This is a genomic window from Pseudoalteromonas sp. JC28 (assembly GCF_013319255.1).
Classification (GTDB): domain Bacteria; phylum Pseudomonadota; class Gammaproteobacteria; order Enterobacterales; family Alteromonadaceae; genus Pseudoalteromonas.
This window is the reverse complement of record NZ_QOKX01000004.1, coordinates 351,673-375,042: the sequence shown is the minus strand read 5'-3', so window position 1 is coordinate 375,042 and position 23,370 is coordinate 351,673. Positions and strand designations below refer to the sequence as shown.

The 23,370-nt window shown below is 43.2% G+C and carries 19 protein-coding genes; 9 read left to right on the top strand and 10 right to left on the bottom strand.

Features of this window, described 5'->3' with window-relative positions; all coding sequences use genetic code 11:
- Positions 1-226 precede the first annotated feature (226 nt).
- From thrC to DS891_RS11470, 4 genes are all read right to left on the bottom strand, one after another.
- On the bottom strand, positions 227-1,510 hold the full coding sequence (gene thrC / locus DS891_RS11485; protein ID WP_174169861.1) for a threonine synthase: 1,284 nt from the start codon (positions 1,508-1,510) through the stop codon (positions 227-229).
- Positions 1,510-2,448, bottom strand: coding sequence for a homoserine kinase (gene thrB, locus DS891_RS11480; protein ID WP_174169860.1), 939 nt, complete (start codon positions 2,446-2,448; stop codon positions 1,510-1,512). Before thrB ends, thrC begins: the two co-directional genes overlap by 1 nt.
- Before the next feature lie 5 nt (positions 2,449-2,453).
- Entirely contained in the window at positions 2,454-4,868 is a 2,415-nt protein-coding gene (gene thrA / locus DS891_RS11475; protein WP_174169893.1) for a bifunctional aspartate kinase/homoserine dehydrogenase I, read from the bottom strand.
- Between the two features lie 240 nt (positions 4,869-5,108).
- Positions 5,109-5,474, bottom strand: coding sequence for a response regulator (locus DS891_RS11470; RefSeq protein ID WP_102057351.1), 366 nt, complete (start codon positions 5,472-5,474; stop codon positions 5,109-5,111).
- 198 nt (positions 5,475-5,672) lie between these two features.
- Here DS891_RS11470 and DS891_RS11465 point away from each other — a divergent pair, with 198 nt between their 5' ends.
- From DS891_RS11465 to DS891_RS11455, 3 genes are all read left to right on the top strand, one after another.
- Positions 5,673-7,433, top strand: coding sequence for a sensor histidine kinase (locus tag DS891_RS11465; RefSeq protein WP_010606127.1), 1,761 nt, complete (start codon positions 5,673-5,675; stop codon positions 7,431-7,433).
- Between the two features lie 157 nt (positions 7,434-7,590).
- Positions 7,591-8,505, top strand: coding sequence for a recombination-associated protein RdgC (rdgC, locus tag DS891_RS11460; protein WP_174169859.1), 915 nt, complete (start codon positions 7,591-7,593; stop codon positions 8,503-8,505).
- A gap of 368 nt (positions 8,506-8,873) precedes the next feature.
- Positions 8,874-9,746: an EamA family transporter gene (locus tag DS891_RS11455; RefSeq protein ID WP_254605832.1), complete on the top strand. Its 873-nt coding sequence runs from the start codon at positions 8,874-8,876 to the stop codon at positions 9,744-9,746.
- A 76-nt stretch (positions 9,747-9,822) separates the two neighbouring features.
- Here DS891_RS11455 and DS891_RS11450 read toward each other — a convergent pair whose 3' ends face one another.
- Complete coding sequence (locus tag DS891_RS11450; protein WP_010606124.1) at positions 9,823-10,662, bottom strand: HDOD domain-containing protein; 840 nt, start codon at positions 10,660-10,662, stop codon at positions 9,823-9,825.
- Between the two features lie 403 nt (positions 10,663-11,065).
- Between DS891_RS11450 and DS891_RS11445 the strand changes: the two genes are divergently transcribed.
- Positions 11,066-12,766: a Zn-dependent hydrolase gene (locus DS891_RS11445; protein ID WP_174169857.1), complete on the top strand. Its 1,701-nt coding sequence runs from the start codon at positions 11,066-11,068 to the stop codon at positions 12,764-12,766.
- A gap of 63 nt (positions 12,767-12,829) precedes the next feature.
- Here DS891_RS11445 and DS891_RS11440 read toward each other — a convergent pair whose 3' ends face one another.
- From DS891_RS11440 to DS891_RS11430, 3 genes are all read right to left on the bottom strand, one after another.
- Positions 12,830-13,066 (bottom strand): hypothetical protein, encoded by a 237-nt coding sequence (locus DS891_RS11440; protein WP_174169856.1) that lies wholly within the window; start codon positions 13,064-13,066, stop codon positions 12,830-12,832.
- Between the two features lie 181 nt (positions 13,067-13,247).
- Positions 13,248-13,529 (bottom strand): hypothetical protein, encoded by a 282-nt coding sequence (locus DS891_RS11435; protein WP_010606121.1) that lies wholly within the window; start codon positions 13,527-13,529, stop codon positions 13,248-13,250.
- 136 nt (positions 13,530-13,665) lie between these two features.
- Positions 13,666-14,058, bottom strand: a complete 393-nt coding sequence (locus tag DS891_RS11430) for an HIT domain-containing protein (RefSeq protein ID WP_010606120.1) — start codon at positions 14,056-14,058, stop codon at positions 13,666-13,668.
- A 112-nt stretch (positions 14,059-14,170) separates the two neighbouring features.
- On the opposite strand from DS891_RS11430, the gene DS891_RS11425 reads away from it, so the two are divergent.
- The 5 genes from DS891_RS11425 (at position 14,171) to DS891_RS11405 (ending at position 22,261) form a co-directional block, all read left to right on the top strand.
- On the top strand, positions 14,171-16,402 hold the full coding sequence (locus DS891_RS11425) for a S9 family peptidase (protein ID WP_174169855.1): 2,232 nt from the start codon (positions 14,171-14,173) through the stop codon (positions 16,400-16,402).
- Positions 16,403-16,618: 216 nt separating this feature from the next.
- The gene (locus DS891_RS11420; protein WP_174169854.1) at positions 16,619-18,259 is read left to right on the top strand and encodes a methyl-accepting chemotaxis protein; all 1,641 of its coding nucleotides are present in this window, start codon (positions 16,619-16,621) and stop codon (positions 18,257-18,259) included.
- Between the two features lie 147 nt (positions 18,260-18,406).
- A complete protein-coding gene (gene gshB, locus DS891_RS11415) occupies positions 18,407-19,453 on the top strand; it encodes a glutathione synthase (protein WP_010606117.1) in 1,047 nt (348 codons plus the stop codon).
- Positions 19,437-21,416: a flavohemoglobin expression-modulating QEGLA motif protein gene (locus DS891_RS11410; RefSeq protein WP_174169853.1), complete on the top strand. Its 1,980-nt coding sequence runs from the start codon at positions 19,437-19,439 to the stop codon at positions 21,414-21,416. The genes gshB and DS891_RS11410 overlap by 17 nt, the downstream gene beginning before the upstream one ends.
- 59 nt (positions 21,417-21,475) lie before the next feature.
- On the top strand, positions 21,476-22,261 hold the full coding sequence (locus DS891_RS11405; RefSeq protein ID WP_102057359.1) for a hypothetical protein: 786 nt from the start codon (positions 21,476-21,478) through the stop codon (positions 22,259-22,261).
- 9 nt (positions 22,262-22,270) lie between these two features.
- Here the strand turns inward: DS891_RS11405 and DS891_RS11400 are convergent, their stop codons facing one another.
- Together DS891_RS11400 and yaaA are read right to left on the bottom strand one after the other, a co-directional pair.
- Positions 22,271-22,549 carry a hypothetical protein gene (locus DS891_RS11400; protein ID WP_158299126.1) on the bottom strand — a complete coding sequence of 93 codons (279 nt, stop codon included), beginning with the start codon at positions 22,547-22,549 and terminating at the stop codon, positions 22,271-22,273.
- Positions 22,546-23,322 (bottom strand): peroxide stress protein YaaA, encoded by a 777-nt coding sequence (gene yaaA, locus DS891_RS11395; protein ID WP_010606114.1) that lies wholly within the window; start codon positions 23,320-23,322, stop codon positions 22,546-22,548. Before yaaA ends, DS891_RS11400 begins: the two co-directional genes overlap by 4 nt.
- Between the last annotated feature and the right edge of the window lie 48 nt (positions 23,323-23,370).

The following is a 23,370-nucleotide window of genomic DNA, read 5'->3' as shown; positions in this document are numbered from 1 at the left end:
TAAAGACAATCTAGCATCATAAGATAACCAGTTTGCCTATGAAATCAGCATGGGCATATTTAAGCAGGGATTGAATTTATTTCACACCCCTATCGCGATGATATTTTTTTATTTAAACATTAATATTTTAAATAAGACAACCTAAGTTGCATTTGAAAAGCTAATATAGTCTTGGAATTGACCTTATCTGAGTGGGCGTTCTACCCACTCAGACAGGCTCTCTTATTTAGTTGAGTTTTGCTAACATTGCTGCCTTCAAAGCATCATAATCTGCACTAAGCGGCTCTGCCAAACATGGTTTTTGCAATGCATCGGCCAACGGCTTCGGCATATCAAGCTGCTGATTTAAAACACCTTCTACAGATTCTTTAAACTTCGCAGGATGCGCAGTGGCAAGGAAAATTCCGGTTTCATCCGCTTGAGGGTCCAGCGCTAATCCTTCGTAGGCTATCGCAGTGTGTGGCTCAGCCAAGTAACCTTTGTCATGTAATTCTTGCATTACCGCCTGAGTCCGTGCTTCCGATACCGAACGTGAATAAAAGTCATGTTTGTTAAAATCCCCTCTTTCTAACATGATTTCAACACGAGGCCAGTTATTAGGTTTACTCACGTCCATCGCATTAGAGAGTGACTCTAAAGTGTCGTTTGGTTGCCACTCACCCGAGGCAATGTAACGGGGCACAGTATCATTTTGGTTTGTCGTGGCACTTAACTTGGCAATAGGTAATCCAATCGCCGCCGCAATCATTGCTGCACAGACGTTGCCGAAGTTACCACTTGGCACTGAAACATGCACTTTATCACGCTGAGATTTAGGTAATTGTGCTAGCGCTTCAAAGTAATAACACACTTGTGCCACTAAACGGCTGATGTTGATGGAGTTTGCCGAATTAAGACCAAGCTTTTGCTTTACTTCGTCATCAAGGAATGCAGACTTCACCATCGCTTGGCAGTCATCAAAGCTGCCATCTACAGCATAACAATGAATGTTTTTCCCAAGTGTTGTAAACAGCTTTTGTTGGGCAAGCGAAATTTTGCCATGAGGATAAAGGATCACCACATCGACATTTTCTTTTTCGTAAAATGCATGGGCAACGGCGGCGCCCGTGTCACCACTTGTTGCGGTGAGGATAGTCACGCGCTCACCTTGATTAAACATGCTAATGCATTCCGCCATAAAGCGGCCGCCAAAGTCTTTAAACGCCAATGTTGGCCCATGAAAAAGCTCTAAACAATGCTGATTTTTAGCAACTTCGACTAATTTAGCAGGGAAATTAAAGGCGCGTTTTACCATCGCATCGAGGGTATCTTGTGGTAGTTCATCACCAATAAGGTGATGTAATACCTTGGCACTGCGCTCAGCAAAAGGTAATTCAAGTAGTGCATCAACATCCGCAATACACTCAAATGTAGGAGGGAAAAATACCCCTTGGTTACGACCTAAACCAATTTTTACCGCTTCAACGAATGAGACTATCTGCTGTTCGTCTTTTAAATTCACTAATTTCATTACTTTTGATCCTTTAATTCTCTTGTGCCTAGCGTATCTAATCGGCAAATATGGCTAAAACCCGCTTCATTAATGTAATTTTGTTGCAACCATTGCTGCACTGCATTTGCCTGTTGCTCAGACTTACAAATAGCAAATAGCGTGGGCCCTGCCCCTGAAATACTTACCAGCTCGGCACCTAGGGCTGGTAGCGCGTCTTTTGCTTCGTTAAAGCCAGCAATGAGTGGCGCTCTCGCTTCTTCGGCAATGCTGTCTTTCATCATCGACAGTGCTTTGTCAAATTGACCTGACTGCATCAATAAACAAAAGCCCGACAGTCGCTGGGCAAACTCCACCGTATCATGCAAAGAAAACTGCTGTGGTAGTGCTTGCCTTGCTTTCGCTGTATTCAAGGCAAAGCCAGGATATGCAATAACATAAAACCAGCTTTCATCATGCGCAACGCTGATTGCTTTACTTGGAATGCAGTCTGCTGTCAGTTGTAGCCCACCAAGGTAGCAGGGCGTGATGTTGTCGTAGTGACGACCACCACTGACCTTAGCTTCAAAGTCGGCCATTAATTCAATAAGCGCCTCTTGGCTTAATTGCGTATTGGCAAAATCATTGAGTGCAGCAAAAGCGGCAACCACAGAGCAAGCGCTAGAGCCTAGACCTGAACCAACAGGAAGGCCTTTATACAAGGTCATGGCAACCGCCGGCATGTTGGGTGCCACATGCTGTTTGAAGTGCTGTAAACACTGAAACGCTAAATTGTCTTTAGGATCAGCGGAGAGCTTTTCAGCATATGGACCAATACAGTTGAACGTATCACGCTCTGCGGCTTCAACGCTGACCTGATCACCCAGTAAACTGCCATCAATAGGCTGGAGTGCGGCGCCAAGGGCATCAAAGCCAACACAAAAATTCCCCATTGACGCTGGTGCATAAAATGTTTTCATAGCTCCTACCTCGACAGCGTTTTTAGGATATCAGCAAATACGCCAGCAGAGGTCACTTCTGCGCCCGCGCCATAACCTCTGATCACAAAAGGCTTTGGTTGATAATATTGGCTCAAAATAGCCAGTGCGTTTTCACCGTCACGAATATCGTACAAAGCGTGCTCTTTATCTACCGCTTCAATGCCAACGCGGCATTTACCGTCAACAATTGAACCGACATAGCGTAGCACTTGGCCTTGTGCTTTGGCCGCCGCAATACGCGCTGCGAAAGCATCATCTAATTGCGGTAATTGCGCCATAAATTCATCAACACTGGCGCCCTCAGCAAACCCTTCAGGTAATACTGATTCAACTTCAATATCACTGAGTTCCAACGGCAGTCCCGATTCACGGGCAATGATAAGCAGCTTACGTGCGACATCCGTACCAGATAAGTCATCGCGCGGATCTGGCTCTGTAAAACCGCTTTGTTTGGCTTTCTCTGTCGCTTCCGATAGCGATAAACCATCCGACAATACGCCAAAAATATACGATAGCGAGCCAGACAAAATACCACTGAATGAAAGCAATTCATCTCCTGCGCCAAACAGCAATTTAAGGTTGTCTAATACAGGGAGTCCGGCGCCAACGTTGGTTTCGTATAGAAAGTGACGGCGTTTAGCTAGTGCAGCCTGCTGCAGTGACTGATAATACTCATAGCTGCCAGTATTGGCTTTTTTATTAGCCGCAACGACATGAAAGCCCGCGTTAAGAAAGTCTAAATAGCCATCGGCAACAAACTGAGCCGCACTACAATCGACAATCACAGGGTTAATTAAATGATTTTGTCTAACAAACTGGCTAACCTGTTGTAAATCAAAGCCCGACTCCGCTTTCTCAAGCGCCAATTCCCAGTTATCAAACGGAACGCCTTCAGGGTCTAAGTAACACTTACTTGAGTTTGCAATGCCATAGAGGTTCAAACGGATATTGCGTTTTTCAAGCCATGCTTGCTGCTTATGAAACTGCTTCATTAATTCTTGACCCACTAGACCGCAGCCAATCAAGAATACATCGATGGATGGCACGTGCGTGAAGAAGTTTTCGTGGCACACTTTTACTGCATCTTGGCAAAGTTCACCATCAACCACCGCCGAAATAGAACTCTCCGTTGAGTCCTGCGCGATGGCAACAATATTCACCTGAGCCTGTGCAAGTGACGCAAAGAATTTGGCCGCAAGACCTTTGTGCGCTTTCATGTTGTCGCCAACCAAAGTAACGATAGCAAGGTTACGTTGCACTTCAATTGGGTCGATTAATCCTGCTTGCGTTTCAAGCTCAAATGCCTGTTCAAGCGCAACCAGCGCAAGTGTTAAGTCTTGCTCATGGACACAGAAACTGATGCTGAATTCACAAGAAGATTGCGTAATAAGTACGATGGATACGTTATCTGCTGCCAGTGCAGAAAAGACCCGAGCAGCCATGCCAACCTTGCCTTTCATCCCAGGTCCTGCCACGGTCAGCATAGCAAGTTTATCAAGACTCGAAAGCGCTTTTACTGGAGCCTCGCCACCGCCCTGAGCACAAATCAGTGAACCCGGCACTTCTGGATCATGAGTATTTTTAATTTCACAAGGCACATCAGCTTTGGCGCAAGGTAAGATTGTTTTTGGGTGCAGCACTTTAGCGCCAAAATAAGATAGCTCCATGGCTTCTTTATAAGATAGCACGTCGACCTTAGTCGCTTTCTTTATCAGACGAGGATCTGCACTGTAAACGCCATCAACGTCAGTCCAGATTTGACAGATTTCAGCTTCAAGACACGCAGCTGCGACAGCTGCAGAGTAGTCAGAACCGTTGCGACCAAGCGTTGTCAGCTCGCCCGCTTCATTGCTTCCCGTAAATCCTGCCATGATATAAAAACGCGACGCTTGGGCACGCACTAACTCTGCAAAACATACTTTACTTAGCTTAAGGTCAACTTCAGCATCGAGATACCCGCCCTGCGTTTTTACACAAGCGTCAGCACTAAGCGCGACTGAATCTGATTGCAGCATGGTGTCCATCAGCGCAACGCTAATGCGTTCGCCAAAACTAATGACATAGGCTCTTGCTTGATCTGGACAATGTCCCAGTAACTTGGCCCCATCTAATTTATTCTTAAGTAATTCAAAGTCAGGCCAGCCTACAACACCACCGTACACCGCTTGTACTTCATCGTATAAGCCTTGGCTGCGGGAAGTAAATGACTGCCACTGGGAGTCAAACGCATCTCCTCGTCCAGCCAAATCAGCAAGCTCAACGAGCTGATCTGTCATGCCACCGGGAGCCGACAGCACGATAAGCGCTTGTTGTTGGCCATGGTCTTTAACTAGCTCGCTGACTCTTTGTAAACAGGCAAAATCTTTGAGGGAAGACCCTCCAAACTTTAGTACTCGCATCATTTTTCCTCATTCCAAAAACAAAAAAGGCCTGTGTTCTTAGTGAACACAGGCCTTTTTCAAACTCGCACTGACCTATGCCACTATCCCGTTAGGATGGTGGTTGTAATAATGGTCGTAGTGATAATATTCGTTTTCATAATTTTAGAGTGCCTGAAGTTTAGCCGCGCTGTCAATACGAAAGAGCAAAATAGATTATGCAAATTTTTAATAGTGACATTTGTAATTTGCATAGATAAGTTATCGGATACCAAACTGGTGCAGTAATCCTAATAACTGCTCTGCTTTAACCGGTTTTTCTAAAAACCCTAACGCCCCCAAATTTGCTACTCTTTCTTTCATCTTGGTCTGAACATCTGCCGAAATAACCACCACGAAACATTCAATTCGGTGTGCTTTTATTGCCTCTAACACAGCAATCCCATCAAGTATTGGCATGGTTAAATCCAGGCACAATAAATCTATTTGCTGGGTTTTCAGTAAATCAATCGCCTGCTGGCCATTCTGTGCTTGGTGCAAGGTCAGGTCTAATTTGCTTTGTAAGTTTTTAATGACTTGTTTACGGGCGACAGCCGAATCATCGCAAACTAAGACGGAATAACTCATAAAGTGGTCAGTCTTGTACTATCGTTAATAAAACGGTCACTGGATATCGCTATCTTATAACACATTAAACTTTCCTAGGTAAGGCGCTAAAAAGCATAATTAATGAAGATAATTATTTATTTTTAACCATTTATTGGCTAACTTTAAAAACAGATTATACAAAGGCGATGAACTTACCGTAGGAGCTCAGCTTAATTCATGCTGCAAAAAAGCCTCTCAAAAAAATTGCTCACCAATGTGCTGTCGGTTTACTTCCTTCTAACCTTTGTCGTCACATGTGGTCAAATCGTTGCCGAATACGTCAATACTAAAGACTATATTCGCAATGAACTTACTATGCTGCAAAAAACCTTTAGCCGCAGTTTGACCCGTGCCATATGGGAACTCAATACGAAACAGACCGTTACTACGGCTGAGGGGCTACTTGCGATCCCCATGATCGAAGGAATTATTGTACGAGATGACAGCGGCGAAATTATTTCACAGCTTGGCCGCTCACTAGATATTCACGAGCTGTATAGCCAACAGCTTGTTCAAGAAGAAGCAATAATCGAAGATACGCCATCCGGTTTGTTTGGTTATACGTTTCCGTTGATTTTTGAATTCTCGGGACGCGCAACGCAAGTCGGCGACGTAACATTATTTTCTAGCCGAGAGGTGGTCTTTAGTCGCATCATGATCTCTATCTACTTTTTGATAGGTAATGCGATGATCAAGACAACATTCTTGATTATTCTATTTTTAATTGCCTTCAGAAAGCTACTTACCGAACCATTAAGCGATCTCACCGAACAAATTGAAGACTTTGAGGTCGACAACGTTGATGGCCATAAAATAGATATCGGCGCAAAAGAGCGTAATGAACTAAAGATCATGGAAGAGGCATTCAATAAGCTAATTGATAAGGTCTCTGAATATCGTAAAAAGCTCGATCAAACTCAAAAAGAGCTTTTGATCAGCAATGAAAAACTTGATCAACATAACATTCAGCTGGAACAAGAAGTCGCACGTAAGACCTCAAACCTGAGCCAAGCGATGATGGATCTTCAGCAACAAAAATATGAATTAGAAAAGCAGAAGTTAACGCTCACAGAAGAGATTGATTTAAGAAAACAAACAGAAGAAGAACTATTAACGAAACAAAAAGAACTTGAGAAATACGTAGATGAGCTGAACATGGCACAAGAGCGCTTAGTCGGCTCTGAAAAAATGGCGGCACTTGGTGGTCTCGTTGCCGGTATTACGCACGATATTAATACCCCCGTTGGTATTGGCGTGACTGCGACGTCGTTCTTACAGGAGCGTTTAGATCAGCTTGAGGCGGCTTACAACGGAAAAACCTTATCACCAAAAGCGTTAGAAGAATTCATTAGCGAAGCAAAGCAAAGTGCTAGCCTACTTACAACCAATTTAGACCGCGCATCTGAGCTTGTCGCAAGCTTTAAACAAATTGCAGTCGATCAGGCCAGTGAGGCGGTTCGTACCATTAACCTGAAGCAATACCTTGGTGAAGTGATCCGCTCATTACATCCAAAATTGAAGAAAACTCATCATCAAGTGAATATTGAGTGCCCTGAAGACATGACACTAAATTTACCAGCTGGGGCAATTAGCCAAATATTCACTAATCTGATCATGAACTCTTTGATCCACGGTTTTGAAAATCAAGACCAAGGACAAATAGATATTAAGATTAAAGAAGACAATGGTATGGTAAATATCGTCTACAAAGACAACGGCAAAGGCGTAAGTAAAGCCCAACTAGACCGGTTGTTTGACCCCTTCTTTACGACCAAACGCGATCAAGGTGGCAGTGGGCTCGGTACCCATATTACCTTAAACCTCGTAAAACAAACCTTGAATGGGGATATCGAAGTAAATAGTGAAGAAGGCAAAGGCCTCACCTACTACATCAGTTTCCCAAAAGACTTACAAAAACCAATGGCGATGTTTAGCTAACCAAGTTTAGAGCACAACAACCGTCCAATACGCCATACTGCAAAGTGGCGTATTGGCGCAAGATATCTCCCCCACCACCAAACATCATCTAGTGGAATACAAGCTGTGACCTTTTTGCTATGATGACCGCAATTTTATTCCAGACGGGCATATTTCTATGTGGTTCAGTAACTTAATCTGCTACAAATTCAAACAAGATGTAACTTACGCACAAGAAGATTTCGAAAAAGCACTCGAGCAGGATATTTTTCGTCCTTGTGGTAGCCAAGACATGACCACTTTTGGCTGGACAAAAGCTTTTGGCAAACATGGCCAAATGCTTTCACATTTTTCTCAAGACAGTATCTTAGTTTGTGCTAAGCGTGAAGAAAAGGTGCTTCCTGCAGCCGTAGTCAATGAAATGGTCGCCGAAAAAATTGAGCTAATAGAACAACAAGAAAATCGTCCGGTAAAGAAAAAAGAAAAAGACGATATTAAAGAAAATATCCTAGCCACTTTATTGCCTCAAGCGTTCAAAAAATCGAGCCTGCAATTTGCTTTTATCGACCAAAAATCAGGTTGGGTGATTGTAAATAGTGCCAGCTTCAATAAAGCGGAAGAACTACTTGCATTACTGCGTAAGTCTCTGGGCACGCTTCCTGTTGTACCTGCGTTTGCAAACTACGATTTAGACTTACAGCTAACACACTGGCTCACCGAGTTTAGTGCACCTGAAGGCTTTGCAATAGGCACCGACGCAGAGTTGCAAGAGCCAGACGACAACGGCGCTCAAGTCAAGTTAAAACAACATGACCTTTCATCAGACGAAATCAAAACGCACCTAGAAAACGGTAAACGTGTGACTAAACTCGCGTTAGATTGGCGTGAGCGCGTGAAATTCGTTTTACAAAACGATGGTACATTAAAACGTTTAAGCTATGCAGAAGCACTTAAAGACCAAAATGCAGATATCCCAAAAGAAGATCTAGCCGTTAAACTTGATGCTGACTTTATTTTGGTATCGGAAGAAATCAAAGAGTTGTTAGAAGATCTAACCAAAGGTCTTGGTGACGACGAAGGCCTAGAGTCTTAATTTTACCATCTATAGTCTGTTGAGCTTTGGGTACGAAAAATTGATAGCGGATATGGCTATCAATTTTTCTTTATCCAGCTCAATACGCTATCTTCACAAGGTCACTTTGCGCCAATAGCAAGCAGATTGCACGCACTCAAGTACGAGCGTATAGTTACTGACTCGCGAGTTTATTTGCACTAACCAACGTATTTGTCGCGCTTTATTTACTCTTCAATGGCATGATAGCAATTCGGCTTCGGCAGTAACGCTTTGCTAACCTGAATTTCAGGCATCGAAGACAATTTACGCCAGTAGTCCGATACCCGAAAACGGTAACTCTTACAATTAAACGGAGTTTGACGCGCGTGAATGTAAAAAGCATTTCATTGGCTTTAATAGTAGTGATAATTTGGGGGCTTAACTTTTCGGTCATTAAATTTGGCCTAGCAGAGTTACCTCCTATTTTATTCTCAGGCTTGCGTTTTTTGGTAGTCGCGATCCCAGCAGTATTCTTCATTCCTTTTCCTAACACGTCGGTATGGAACGTACTCGGGGTTGGGCTATTTTTAGGTGTGCTTAAGTTTAGCTTGCTGTTTATTGCGATGGAATCAAATGCATCAGCCGGCATTGCTTCTTTGCTGCTACAAGCCCAAGTCATTTTCACGATTTTGCTAAGTGTTTTGTTGTTAAAGGAAACCATGAATCGCTTTCAAGTGGTAGGGATTAGCATTGCAACGTTTGGCTTTAGTTTGTTTTTTATCAACTCCTCTGGGTCAACGACAATGTTGGGCGCGGTACTCATTCTATTCGCGGCATTATTTTGGTCGTTTTCAAACCTCATTATGAAGCGCCTGCAAGACGTGAATTTACTCCATTTTATTGTTTGGGTAAGCCTAGTGCCGCCGTTACCACTTTTTACACTGTCTTATTTTATTGAAACTGACGCCCCATTGACCTTACTACTAAACACTACAACACAGTCTTGGTTATCCATTGCCTATGTGGGTTATATCTCGACACTGATTGCATTCGCAATATGGGGGTGGCTACTTAAAAATCACAAGGCCGCAGCAGTGACGCCTTTTGCTTTATTAATCCCTATTGTCGGCATTGTAGGTTCAGCCTTATTACTTAATGAGCGATTGATGCTAATTGAAGCCACCGGGGGTAGTTTTATTTTATGTGGCTTAACGATTTCAGTTACAGGTGCTCGGATAAGTAAAATATTTAGAAAGTCCCAAGCCGAGGCTATCCCCTAAACGGTAAAGACCTCAACAGAGGTCTTTATATTCACGGCAAACGAAGGCGCTGAAACTGCGCATTAAGTTACAAGGATTAGGCAAACATTGTTTTAACGTCTTCGAGTACATGCAAATAAGTGTCATCAGCAAACATATTCACCTCTCTTATTACCCCCTTTTCTTCATATTGCTTTAGCGCTGCAGACTTATCCGACACCTGCAAAATACCTTCTACAATCGCACCAACACGAATAAAGTCGACATAACAAACATGTTCAGGTCGATAATTAGGATTTGCCCAGCTTTCTGCAACTTCAACAAATTCATCGGTGAATTCCCACTCTCGCATTATTGCCCCCCCAATTTTGCCGCCTAATTTCTGGATTGCATGAGCCAAAAAGCTTGGATTGGCAAACACTTCAGGGTGACGTTCGGCCTCCGTCAAAATCGGTAAAACACCGATATTAAACACCAAAGAAGCCAGCGTGATTGTATCTTTGTTAAGCGACGTGTGCTTATTGACGCGAAGATAAAAATCCATCGTTGTTATCGCTTGGCAAGCAACTTTTAGCGTTTTCTGCCAAGCTTTGTCCATGTAAGTTTTAATAAGCTTGTTATTAGAAACAAATAGCTGCTCCATCGCCATTGCAGTCGCTATATTCTTGATTTGTCTGAGACCGATACGAGTTACTGCTTGGTTTAAGGTGTTTACCTTCACCGAACGGCCCATAAATGCGCTGTTGGCAACTTTGATCATACGTGCTGCAAGGGCTGGGTCGTGAGAAATAACATCTGCCATCTGCATCAAGTTAATTTCAGGGTCATCTGCCGCTTGCCTAACCCGCACTGCAATTTCAGGTAATGTCGGCAATACCAAGGTATCGTTATTAATTCTGTCAGTTAGAATCGTGAGCAAAGCATTTTCTGTAGACATGAAACCAAATCCCTTAATAACTGAATAAAAGACCCGACTACAAGCGTAAGCTTATGGCAAAAGTAAGCACTTGCTTGCTGGAGGTCACACTGCTGATTTTTAGTATCTATGACGTAAGTATTGTCTAACTTTCGGATAAAGTTAAGAAAATCTAAAAAAATAATATTTTATTTATATACCCTCAATAATTAGCAAGTTAGAATTCATAGCATATGGTGCTTTGTGGCAAACTTTGCCGCAAAAACACTGAAAATGACCCATAGCTGGACACAAATGATGACCTTTCACGTTAACAGCGGCTTGCGTATCACACGCCAACCAAAGTTAACTAAGTATTGTGATACAAAATCGTGTAAGGTGATCGCCACATAAATAAATAGAATACAGACAACAAGGGAGCATTATGAAACACTCAATGATTTCGGTTGCAATCGCACTTGCAACAGGTCTCACCCTAACTGGCTGCTCTGAGCCATCAACCTCTTCTGAGAAACCTAGTGCACAAACTGAGCAAGGACAAGTTGATACTAAACAATCAGGCTATAAGCTAGTTAATGCACCTCAAGACCGGCTAGATATTTATACTCCAGTAACACTCGAAACAGACTTGAGTCACTTAAACGATAACCAGAAAAAGATGCTAGCTTTACTCATCGACGCTTCGGTTATTATGGATGATTTATTTTGGCAGCAAGCGTTCGGCGAAGACAAAGCAACATTCCTAAGCAAAATCTCAGACGAAAAAGTACGCCAATTCGCAGATATTAACTATGGGCCTTGGGATCGTTTAAATGGCGACCAAGTTTTTCTTTCTGGCTTTGAAGAAAAAGCACTGGGTGCAGAATTTTACCCAAGCGACATCACCAAAGACGAGCTAAATAACGCCGATGTAAAAGATAAAACAGGACTGTACTCTGTCATCCGCCGCGATGAGAACGGCAAGCTATACAGCACTTCTTACTCATCCGCATATAAAGCTGAATTGGATAAAGCCGCAGAGCTTTTACGCCAAGCAAGTAAACTGGCACAAGATAAAGAGTTTGCAAACTACTTAAACTTGCGCGCAGATGCGTTAGTCAATAATAGCTACCAAGCGTCTGATTTCGCTTGGATGGACATGAAGAATAACCCGATTGATGTGGTGATCGGCCCAATAGAAACCTATGAAGACCAGCTATTTGGCTATCGCGCCGCTTTTGAGTCTTACGTTCTGGTTAAAGACTTAGCGTGGAGTGAGCGTCTCGCTAAATTTGCCGCCTTCTTACCTGAGCTACAAACCGGCTTGCCTGTTGATGATAAATACAAGCAAGAAGTACCAGGCTCTGATGCCGACCTAAACGCATATGACGTCATTTATTATGCAGGCCATTCAAACGCGGGTAGTAAAACCATTGCGATTAACTTGCCAAATGACGAAGAAGTGCAACTCCAAAAAGGTACGCGTCGCCTACAGCTTAAAAACGCCATGCGCGCAAAATTCGATAAGATCTTAGTACCAATTGCTGACCAACTTATCGTCCCTGAGCAACGTAAGCACATCACCTTTGATGCTTTCTTTGCTAATACCATGTTCCATGAGGTGGCCCATGGTCTAGGCATTAAAAATACCATTACAGGTAAAGGCACCGTGCGCCAATCACTGCAAGAACACGCCAGTGCACTTGAAGAAGGTAAAGCCGATATCCTAGGTCTATACATGGTCGAGCAATTGCTTAAAAAAGGCGAGATCACCGAAGGTACGCTTGAGGATTACTACATCACCTTTATGGCTGGTATCTTCCGCTCAGTACGTTTTGGTGCATCCAGTGCACATGGTAAAGCGAACATGATCCGCTTTAACTTCTTTAAAGAAGAAGGCGCATTTTCTAAGAACACGGATGGTCTATATCAAGTGAATATGGAAAAGATGGGCGCAGCGATGAAGAAACTGTCTAACCTTATCCTAACGCTACAAGGTGACGGCGACTATCAAAAAGTAGATCAACTGATCGCCACACACGGCGATATCAAAGCGGAACTGCAAAAAGATCTAGATAAGCTTTCCAAAGCAAACATTCCTGTTGATGTTACCTTTAAGCAAGGTAAGCAGGTGCTAGGACTGTAACTTCAGTATCATCAAAAACAAAAGGCGCTTCATATGAAACGCCTTTTAATCCAATATTCACGCTTAAGCTTTTTCTTTACAGGTAAAGCTTGTCGTTGATACCGATTTAACATTACCCTTGCCACACTCTACAACAGCCATCTCAGCATGTTTTTCTACTAATTGAACATTGTTAGAAGAGGTACAGCCGATTAGAGTCAAAGGTAATACAAGCAAAACAAGTTTCATAATTTCATCCTTTAAATTACCCAAAAAAGGTAACTCCATCTTATCAAAAAATTCTCGCCAAACAAAACTCATTATAATTTAAATTTGAAAACACCATCCAATTACGAAACAACAGTATCAACATCTTACTTTTACTTTGCCTCTCATAAAAGAGCCATCAAACTATAAAAAATAAGCTAATTCAGATACTAACAAACGAATATTCTTGTTGATGTTACCTTTAAGCAAGATAACAGTTGCTCGGTAATTAACCCTAGATACAATAATCTTTGATTTCTCTTTGGTGTTTTTTGATGGCTTTTGTGGCTTTGTCAGATTTAGCAATCGCTAAATTTACTTTCGCATCATCGCATTTGTCTTGTAGCTCTTTGCGCATTAAATAGTTTTGATCTTGCTGTTGCTGCGCCAACCCTTCCACACCACTATATTCAGTTCTGGACTCTGGTTCACGATCTTTTTGATAAGGCTCTGGCACAGTCGCCTTACAGGCGGATAATAATGATACTGCCAAAATAACAACTAAACTTTTATTCATATCGCGTACTCCTTGATTTAAAACGGCAAAAGTCAATTTCAGTTATAACAGTTCCAGATATAAACACAAAACACGTAGAACTTAAAAGTTTGTAAAGCGCTTGATGTGTTTACAGTCTCATTGCCTTTTTGAGGATTTAAGCAAAACTCGCCTTTAGCTGCTCAATTTCCTCATCACTGTAGGGTTTTGCTGGATAGAGCCCCCAAACCGGTTTTGGCCATGCAATATCGGTTTTAAATCGTGCAATGTGGTGCACATGTAGTTGTGGCACCATATTACCAAGCGCAGCCACGTTTAATTTATCTGGGGTAAAGGTGTCTTGTAACAGCTGACTAAGTTTGGCCGATTCTTGCCAAAATTGAACTTGCTGCGACTCAGGTAAATCAATAATTTCTTTCGCGCCCACAACCCTAGGGACTAAGATAAACCAAGGGTACTGAACATCATTCATTAACAACACGCTACACAGCGGCCACTCGGTAATTAAGATACAGTCTCGTTGTAATTCTTTAGCTAATTCAAATGACATAGTGAAATTCTATAAATCCTATTTACACGGCACTCTATCCGAATTTGTTGCTATTGCAAAGCGGCTTCATTACCATCCAATCAGACTTTAAAAATATAACAAGGTGGCTACCGTGCACTCTCGCATTAAACACTACACCATCGCTCTTCCATTAGCACTTGCCTCTGTCACCGCTAGCGCAGAGCAACTAACGCTAGAGCGACTTTTTGACGATCCGTCTCTTTCAGGTAAAGCACCTGTAAAACTGCAATTTTCTCCTGACGGTTCTCGTGTTACTTATCTTCAAGGTAAAAAAGAAGACTATAACCGTTACGACCTTTGGGAATACAATCTCAAAGACAATACAAACCGCTTGTTGGTAGATTCTGCGGCACTATTTTCTGGCCCAGAGAACCTCTCAGATGAAGAAAAAGCACGTCGTGAGCGTCAACGTATTTTTGGCCGTGGTATTTTAGAATACAAATGGTCAAAAGATGGCAAAGCGCTACTTTTCCCACTCAATGGCGACTTGTACTACTATGAAATCACTTCTGGTAAGAGTAAGAAACTAACGGAAACGGAAGCATTCGAAACCGACGCTCGCTTCTCGCCAAAAGGCAATTTTGTTTCTTTTATTCGTGAGCAAAACCTCTATGCCATTGATCTTAAATCGGGTAAAGAAACGCAATTAACTAAAGACGGCGGTGGCGTAATTAAAAACGGCATGGCTGAGTTCGTTGCTCAAGAAGAAATGAGCCGTATGACAGGCTATTGGTGGTCGGGTGATGAGCAACAAATTGCTTTTACTCGCATTGATGAAAGCCCAGTTCAGGAAGCCATTCGTAACGAAATCTATGCCGAAGAGGTCAAGCTATTCAATCAACGTTATCCATACACCGGGACTGCTAACGTTGAGATTGAATTAGGTGTTGTAAAAATCAATGACCAAAAGGTAGATTGGATTGATTTAGGCGAAGATAAAGATATCTATATTGCCCGTGCAAATTGGTTAAAAGACAACAAAACATTGTCATACCAGTGGCAAAATCGCTCACAGCAAAAACTGGAACTGCGCTTTTACGATACTAAAAGCAAAAAGCAGCAAGTCGCCCTAACCGAAACCAGTGATACTTGGATTAACCTACACTTTGACCTTGAATTTTTAAAGGACAAAAAGCATTTCGTTTGGGCATCTGAGCGCGATGGCTTTAAACACCTTTACCTGTACAGAACCAATGGTCAACTTGTGCGCCAAATCACTAAAGGCGATTGGATTGTTGAGAGCCTTCAGGGAATTGATGAGAAAAAAGGCATCGTATACTTCTCCGGCCGCAAAGACACGCCGCTTGAAAGCCACCTATACAGCGTACCACTTTTTAAAGATGGCGATGCAAAACGTATTACCGAAAAAGGCAGCTATCATAGTGTCGTACTGGCGAAAGATAACCGTACCTTTATCGATAAAAGCTCTTCTGTAAACCGTCCACCAGCGGTTGCGCTACGCAAAGTGAATGGTGACTTTGTGACTTGGCTTGAAGAAAATGCGCTGAATAACGAACATCCGTTAACGCCTTATTTGAGCAATCTAGCTACGCCAGAATATGGCACACTTAAAGCGGAAGATGGTCAAACTATGTATTACCGCTTATTTAAGCCAGCAAAGCTTGAAAACGGTAAGAAATATCCTGTTATTGTGAACGTGTATGGCGGACCTCATGCACAACGCGTGACCAACAGCTGGCGTAGTAAAAACTTGTACTTCCAATATCTTGCCCAGCAGGGTTATGTGATTTTCCAATTAGATAACCGAGGTTCTTACAACCGTGGTAAAAAGTTTGAAGATCCAATCTACAAGCACTTAGGTGTAGTGGAAGTGGCTGACCAAATTAAAGGCGTTGAGTTCTTACGTACACTAGAGTACGTCGACCCTGAGCGTATCGGTATTTATGGTCACAGCTATGGTGGTTATATGGCGCTGATGACAATGTTTAAAGCAGGCGACTACTTTAAAGCTGGTGTCTCTGGTGCGCCAGTAACAGATTGGGCTCTATATGACACCCATTACACTGAGCGTTACTTGGGTCACCCAGATACAAATGCTAAGGGCTATGAGCAAAGCGCGGTGTTCCCTTATGCTGATGGACTAAAAGGCCCGCTGATGATCTATCACGGTATGGCGGACGATAACGTGCTATTTACCCATGCAACGAAACTATTTAAGCAGTTGCAGGACGAGGTTAAGCCATTTGAAATGATGACTTACCCTGGATCGAAGCACAGTTTACGTGGCAAAAAAGTACAAACCCACTTGCATCAAACCATTACTGACTTCTTTAATCGTCATTTTGAGGTTGAAGCTAAGTAAACACTTAATAGCGCCTAGCTTCCTATGAGCTGGGCGCTTCTTCTTTTCTCTCCATTTAGTTCTAATCCATTGGTCTAATTGTTTATTCTTCTAGACTAAGAAAAACTGAAATTATTGTTCTATCTCAAGTTATTACTACTAAGATTAACTAGTATGAATTGATGAGGCGTTCGCGCTTGCTACTTTCAATAATAAAAACGACATAAGGATTGCGTTATGTCCAAACAGTTTTTTCGAAATCTCACCATTTTCCAGCGCCTCGCGTTACTGATCATTGTCGTTATTATCGGCGTTATCCTTCAAAGCGCAGTAAGCTTATCGCAACAGTATGATGCTCTCGAAAAGCAGCAATATCATAAAACTCAAAACCTTGTTGAAAATGCCTATAGTTTAGTGGCTTACTTTCATCAACAATATGTATCAGGGAAACTCCCAGAAGCGCAAGCGAAATCCGCAGCTCTTGATGCCGTTGCCGCTTTACGATACGAAGGTAACAATTACTTCTGGATCAACGACTACCATCCCAAAATGGTGATGCACCCATTTAAAAGCGAGCTCAACGGCAAAGATCTCAGCCAATCAAAAGATCCCACCGGCAAGCGCTTATTCGTTGAAATGGTACAAGTGGCAGAAAAAAGTGGTGCGGGGTTTGTTCCCTACCTTTGGCCAAAGCCCGGTAAAGAAGCTCCTGTCGAAAAAATATCTTACATCAAAGCGTTTACACCTTGGGGTTGGATCATCGGCTCCGGTGTGTACCTCGACACTATCGAAGCTGAGTTTGCCTATATTCGAAATTTGCTATTAATTGAGATGGCGGTGCTTATTATTTTGCTATTCCCATTTAGTGCAATCATAGGTAAGAGCATCATCACCCCCATTCAACAAGCCAAAGACATGATGAAAGATATCGCTCAAGGCGAAGGCGATTTGACTCGACAACTCGACGAAAGCGGTAAAGATGAGATAACCGCGCTTGCCAAATACTTTAACTTGTATACTGAGAAGATGCGTCATTCCATCGCGACAGTGGCCCATAACGCTAAAGAAGTTGAAACACTGGCCAATCAGGTAAAAGCGGCTGGCGAAGAAAACTTGGCATTTATTGAGTCGCAAAATGACAATAGCCGCCAAGTCGCCACGGCTGCCGAACAAATGACCATGCAAGTTCGTGAGATCAGTAGCAATGCAGATACTGCCGAGCATTCCGCCGCAGACGCACGCAATTACAGTGAAAAAGGCAAACAAACGATTTCTCAAACCATTGCCGCCATTAAAAAGCTGTCGGAGCAAATTCAATCTGTGAGCGTGACAACGACAAGCCTTGCACAAGAAAGTCAGCATATAGGATCGGTGCTCGATGTTATTCGAGGTATTGCGGAGCAAACCAATTTACTTGCACTAAACGCGGCAATAGAAGCCGCTCGAGCAGGTGAACAAGGACGAGGCTTTGCCGTAGTTGCAGATGAAGTTCGCACCCTTGCAAGTCGTACAGGTCAAAGCACAGATGAAATCCACAACATGATCGAGCGACTGCAAAAAGAAGCGCAGCAGGCCGTAGCAGCAGTTAAAGTTAGCCAACAAATCTCGGAGCAAACGGTTGAGCAGGTACAGCTTGCCGATAACGCATTAACCGAAATTGAGCACCTAATTGACGCTATCTCGGATATGAGTACCCACATCGCCAAAGCCACCGACGAGCAAAGTCTTGCAGCACAAGAAGTTAATGAGCGAATAGCTCAGCTTTCTGACTCCACCCATCACTCTTTGGATACCACGCATTCGCTCAACAACACCAGTGAGCAACTAACACGAGCAAGTCACGAATTGAGTGACATAGTTAACCGCTTTAGAGTATGATATCCACCCTGCAGAGCACCTGTCAGTGCTCTGCTTCTTGCCCAATAGATGATTGATATTCCTTATCTTGTCGATAAAAATAATCCGTGAGCGTCTAAGCTATTTTACCGCTATATTGCCAATTTATTTGCTGAGCAAAAATAGCCCGTGAAAATCTGTTTTATTATGTACCCTTGGGAGCGTGTAGAAGCTGAAAACGACAGCACGCTAAGACTTATCCACGAAGCCGTATCGCGCGGTCACGTCGTTGCCATCACCACCGTAAACAACCTCACTATTCGCGAAAGTGTCGCCAGTGCCTTCTGTGATGTATTTGTTGCGGGCCAAAAAGTATCTGATAACTTAGTGAGCTTTTACAACAAAGCTGAGTTTAAAAAAGTACAGCTTCCTTTGGCAGGTTTTGACGCAATATTTATGCGCGCCAACCCACCGCTTGATACCTTAGCGATGAACTTTTTAGACTCTGTTCGTGATGATACTTTCATCATCAACGACATCGATGGCCTGCGTATCGCAAATAACAAGCTATACACGGCATCTTTCCAAGGTATTGCGAGAGAATTTATTCCAAATACGCATGTATCTAAAAACAAAGAGTATTTAGAGCGTATATTCTCTGAATCAGAGCAAGAGAAAATGATCTTAAAGCCGCTTGATGGCTTTGGCGGTCGCGGTGTTATCGTCGTTGAAAAACGCGCGAAACAAAGCTTTAGCTCACTCCTTGAGTTTTATATTGGTGGCGATGAGGCTGGTAAAGGCAGCAACTACGTCATTTTACAAGACTATGTCGAAGGTGCCGACGAGGGTGATGTTCGCATCCTAATGCTTAACGGCGAACCGATTGGTGCCATGAAACGTGTGCCTGCAGCAAATGAAGTGCGTGCCAACGTACATGCCGGTGGCAAAGTAGTGAAACACAAACTCACCAACCAAGAAAAAGCGCTATGTAAGCACATCGGCCCTAAGCTTGTGCGTGATGGTTTGTATTTTGTTGGCATTGACGTGATAGGCGGCAAGCTTATTGAAGTTAACGTGCTCTCACCTGGCGGGATAACCCGTATTAACCGTTTAAACCGCTGTAAGCTGCAAGTGCAAGTTATCGATTTTGTAGAGAGTGTGGTGCACGCCAAAGAGCTAGTAACGCATCGCAAAAACCAATTCCGTCAAGTAATAGAAGATGCTCATGCTATCTGAACAAGCCATCATTGCCGCGCTTGAAGCCGGCAAACCCATCAGTGGGCAATTTGCTGAAGGTGCTTTTCACCTCGAAGTGAGGGAATACGTGCCTTATGTCGCCACTGCTGTACACGCAGGCCACCGCACCCGTGCTAGCCTAAAAGGCTTGTTCGCCATTAGCGATGCTGAGCGTTTACAAGAGGAAGATCCGTTTACCGACGGCATGATTGAATCATTACCCATCACGCTTATCGCGCGTGACTCACGTTACGAATACGATCTTAACCGTGCGCCAGAGCTTGCGATATACAAAGAAGCATGGGGTAAACAAGTGTGGAGCCAAGCGCTACCAAATGCAGACATAGATGTTAGCTTGTCTAAGCATGCAGCCTATTACCGTGTGCTCAGTGCGCTGTTAACCACGCTTGAGCGCAAGTTTGGTGCCTGCTTGCTATTTGATGTGCACAGCTATAATTATCAAATTCGTAGCTACCCTTATGCACCAACCTTTAATATTGGCACTGCACAACTTGATACCTTGCGTTTTCGCGCCGTATTAGATGAGCTGAAAAAACAGCTAGGACTGAAAAAACTGGCAGGCCAGCTGGTGGATTGTGCTGAAAATACCGTCTTTCAGGGCCATGGTTATCAAGCGCAATATATTACCAGCCACTTTGATAACACCTTAGTGGTACCGCTTGAAGTAAAAAAAGTCTTTATGGACGAAAACAGCGGCGAATTATTCCCTGTGGTGTTTGAAAAACTACAGCGCAACATGCATGTTGCTTTGAGTAAAACGGCAAAAACATTTGCTAAAAATCACTGCTATAAGCCACTTCGCAAAGCAAAATCAACGTCGCAGCTTGACCCTGCGCTGATTAACGTGGACTCTGCGCTGTACCGCATAGCCAGAAACCTTGAAACGCTGCATTATGTTAACCCAAGCAATATCGCCCAAGAGAAACGTCGCTTTTTCTCGAAACGTCATTATCAGCCTGCGTTTAAATATCGCCCGCTGAAAATTGACCCGTATGAGTTTAAAGAGCAACTCTATCGCTTGCCCGTTGGAAAAATCCAAGATCCGATCGTAAAAGATTTATATCGTAAAGTGATCGACAGCTACGCGACTAAAATCGAACTGATCACCCAAATTGGTCGCGAAGCCTTTTTGTATAACTCGCTACGCTATTATGGTGAGCCGGATTACAACGATATAAATAATGCGACCTTCTTGCTGCACGCGCGCGAAACAGAGACCTTGCCAAAAAAAGACATTACAGCCGAGCAAGCCTTGGTACGTTTTAATCAAGCGATTGAGGCTATGGGCTTACCTTGTAAGGTCGCTATATCAAGCAAGCTCGTTGCCAAAGCAATGGTCGACAATAGTAAGCGTCTTCTGCTTGTAAATAGCAGTGCGATGCTATCTGAGCTTGATATCAATGCCTTGATAGAGCATGAAATTGGCGTGCACTTACTCACGACTTTAAATGCTGACGCCCAGCAACTTAAAGTGCTGCACTTAGGTTTACCTGGCAATACCTATACTCAAGAGGGCCTTGCCATCTACCGCGAGTATCAATCTGGGCAAATAAATCTGACACGATTGAAAGTATTAGCGCTTAGGGTGATTGCGGTTAACATGCTACTTAAAGGCGATAAATTCTATCAAGTGTATGAGTTTTTAGCTGACTCGGGTGTATTAAACGTCAATGAAGCCTTTGCGCTGACCACTCGAATTTTCCGTGGTGGTGGCTTTACTAAAGATCATCTCTACTTAAAAGGCTTTAAAGACATAGTGCAGCTTGCCAATACCCGCAGCTTAGATAATTTATATCTCGGTAAAACGGGCATTGCGCACTTAGATGCACTGGACGCGTTAGTAGAACAAGGCATATTCACAAGGCCTAAATATCTGCCGGATACGAGCCGAGATCCCGAGCCAGATGCAATCCTAAGTTATTTAATTTCTTCAATTAAATAGGCCAAATTCGCCACTGTGGTTATACTAGTGCCATCTAGTATCTACCCAGTGGCTTTGTTTTGACACAACAGGAAATAGATTTACTCGCTTTTGAGCTGGCAAACCTTCGTCTCAATGCCGATCTCACGCTCGCACCAAAGTACAGTTATTTTTCAGATAAACCCTACCCGCTTGGTCGCTGCCTAGAAATTCGCGATGAAATGTTTAAACTCGTCACCACGGAGCTCAAGCAAAATTCAGAACGTTTATCTGTGCTCAGAAATTACATGCTTAAAGAGAATGCCGAGCTGAAAAAAGTATGGGGTTCGCTACGCGATGAGTACTTTCAAAATGCGATGTTGGTGGGAGATTGGTATATAGATACCGCAAACGATACCGTGAATGCAAACAAACCCAGAGTTGAAATCAAACCCATCGCACAATCAGGCTTTTCAGCCATCACTAATTTCGAGCAGTTTGTTAAGATTGCTCGCGCTTACTGGCAAGTGGAGGTGTTTAAAAACACCGCCTTTCCAGCCATCGCGCCTTATTTACCGTTAATTTGTGTCAACGCAAAAGGCGCTACTTGGTTAGCTGCGGCCAATGACGATATGATCAAGGTCGCTACCAACAGTGAGTTTAGGCTATCTGAGCAAATCCTCTGTCAGCTGCCAGAGCCTGACTCTGTTATCGTATCTCGCTGGCAACAGACCCTAACTGGCATCGATGCTTTAGATGACATCTTATTGCAAACAGGAAAGCCCGAGGGGTTTTGCCAACTATACAGAGCTGCCGAAAAGGCAACGGATTTAGCATTTAGGGATAGGGTCGTACGCGCCTATATGAGCTTACCCAAAGGCGCGTAGCGCGGCATATTAAAAGGAAGTGGGATAAGTCGGTTTTTCGTCTGTAATTTCCCATTTGTCTTCTGTTGGTCTATCCACTCGACATTGATTTTGCTGTTGGAAACACCTGTCCTCACAATTTTGTACTTGCATCGGATCCGAGTAATCTTTGCGACAGCTCATAGAACACGAACGTGAATCACCTTCGCAATCGACCGGCACATTGCTGACTCTAGTTGTAAAATGTCCACTACAGCCACTCACAAACGCAGCGGCGAACACTGCTGCTACACATAATTTTGTTGTCATTGTTCTGCTCTCAAAAACACCGGTTCTTGAGCCTTTTGCGTTGCTTCTTCACTAAAGCGGTATCCTGCAATATCAAACGCTTTCAGGCTTTCCAAATCCGATACTTGGTTCTCAATGATATACCTTGCCATCATACCGCGCGCTTTCTTCGCGTAAAAACTGATGACTTTGTATTGACCATTTTTACAATCTTTAAAGATAGGAGTGATAATGTCACCTTTCAGCGCCTTCTTATCTACCGCTTTAAAGTACTCATTTGAAGCTAAGTTCACCAAGTATTGTGTTTGTGCCCCTTCCATGACCTTATTCAGTTTTTCAGCGATAATCGTGCCCCAAAACTCATACAGGTTTTTGCCACGCGGGTTACTTAACTTTGTACCCATTTCTAAACGATAGGCCTGCATTAAGTCAAGTGGTTTTAGGATGCCATACAGCCCAGATAAGATACGTAAATGATTTTGCGCATAATTTAAATTAGCTTCAGTTAGGCTTTGCGCTTCTAAACCGACATACACATCGCCATTAAAAGCAAAAATAGCTTGTTTAGCATTGTCTTGTGTAAAAGGCTCTGACCACTCGGCAAACCTTGCCGCATTTAAGCCCGCGAGCTTGTCGCTTATCTTCATTAAGCTACCGATCTGCTGTGGTGATAAATCGCGACAAACTTGAATAAGTGACTCGCTATGCTCCAGCAGCTCTGGCTGTGTGTGCATCTTGGTTGGCGCAGGTGTTTCATAGTCTAGGTTTTTCGCTGGAGAGATAACTGTGATCATGGTTTGCCTATTGACTTAGCTAGTAATTAATGTCAATTTCAACACTAT

What these genes read in the sequence shown, in the direction of transcription:
- thrC (WP_174169861.1), bottom strand. Translation starts at nt 1,510, where the DNA reads ATGAAATTAGTGAATTTAAAAGACGAACAGCAGATAGTCTCATTCGTT.
- thrB (WP_174169860.1), bottom strand. Translation starts at nt 2,448, where the DNA reads ATGAAAACATTTTATGCACCAGCGTCAATGGGGAATTTTTGTGTTGGC.
- thrA (WP_174169893.1), bottom strand. Translation starts at nt 4,868, where the DNA reads ATGCGAGTACTAAAGTTTGGAGGGTCTTCCCTCAAAGATTTTGCCTGT.
- DS891_RS11470 (WP_102057351.1), bottom strand. Translation starts at nt 5,474, where the DNA reads ATGAGTTATTCCGTCTTAGTTTGCGATGATTCGGCTGTCGCCCGTAAA.
- DS891_RS11465 (WP_010606127.1), top strand. Translation starts at nt 5,673, where the DNA reads ATGCTGCAAAAAAGCCTCTCAAAAAAATTGCTCACCAATGTGCTGTCG.
- rdgC (WP_174169859.1), top strand. Translation starts at nt 7,591, where the DNA reads ATGTGGTTCAGTAACTTAATCTGCTACAAATTCAAACAAGATGTAACT.
- DS891_RS11450 (WP_010606124.1), bottom strand. Translation starts at nt 10,662, where the DNA reads ATGTCTACAGAAAATGCTTTGCTCACGATTCTAACTGACAGAATTAAT.
- DS891_RS11445 (WP_174169857.1), top strand. Translation starts at nt 11,066, where the DNA reads ATGAAACACTCAATGATTTCGGTTGCAATCGCACTTGCAACAGGTCTC.
- DS891_RS11440 (WP_174169856.1), bottom strand. Translation starts at nt 13,066, where the DNA reads ATGAGTTTTGTTTGGCGAGAATTTTTTGATAAGATGGAGTTACCTTTT.
- DS891_RS11435 (WP_010606121.1), bottom strand. Translation starts at nt 13,529, where the DNA reads ATGAATAAAAGTTTAGTTGTTATTTTGGCAGTATCATTATTATCCGCC.
- DS891_RS11430 (WP_010606120.1), bottom strand. Translation starts at nt 14,058, where the DNA reads ATGTCATTTGAATTAGCTAAAGAATTACAACGAGACTGTATCTTAATT.
- DS891_RS11420 (WP_174169854.1), top strand. Translation starts at nt 16,619, where the DNA reads ATGTCCAAACAGTTTTTTCGAAATCTCACCATTTTCCAGCGCCTCGCG.
- DS891_RS11410 (WP_174169853.1), top strand. Translation starts at nt 19,437, where the DNA reads ATGCTCATGCTATCTGAACAAGCCATCATTGCCGCGCTTGAAGCCGGC.
- DS891_RS11400 (WP_158299126.1), bottom strand. Translation starts at nt 22,549, where the DNA reads ATGACAACAAAATTATGTGTAGCAGCAGTGTTCGCCGCTGCGTTTGTG.
- yaaA (WP_010606114.1), bottom strand. Translation starts at nt 23,322, where the DNA reads ATGATCACAGTTATCTCTCCAGCGAAAAACCTAGACTATGAAACACCT.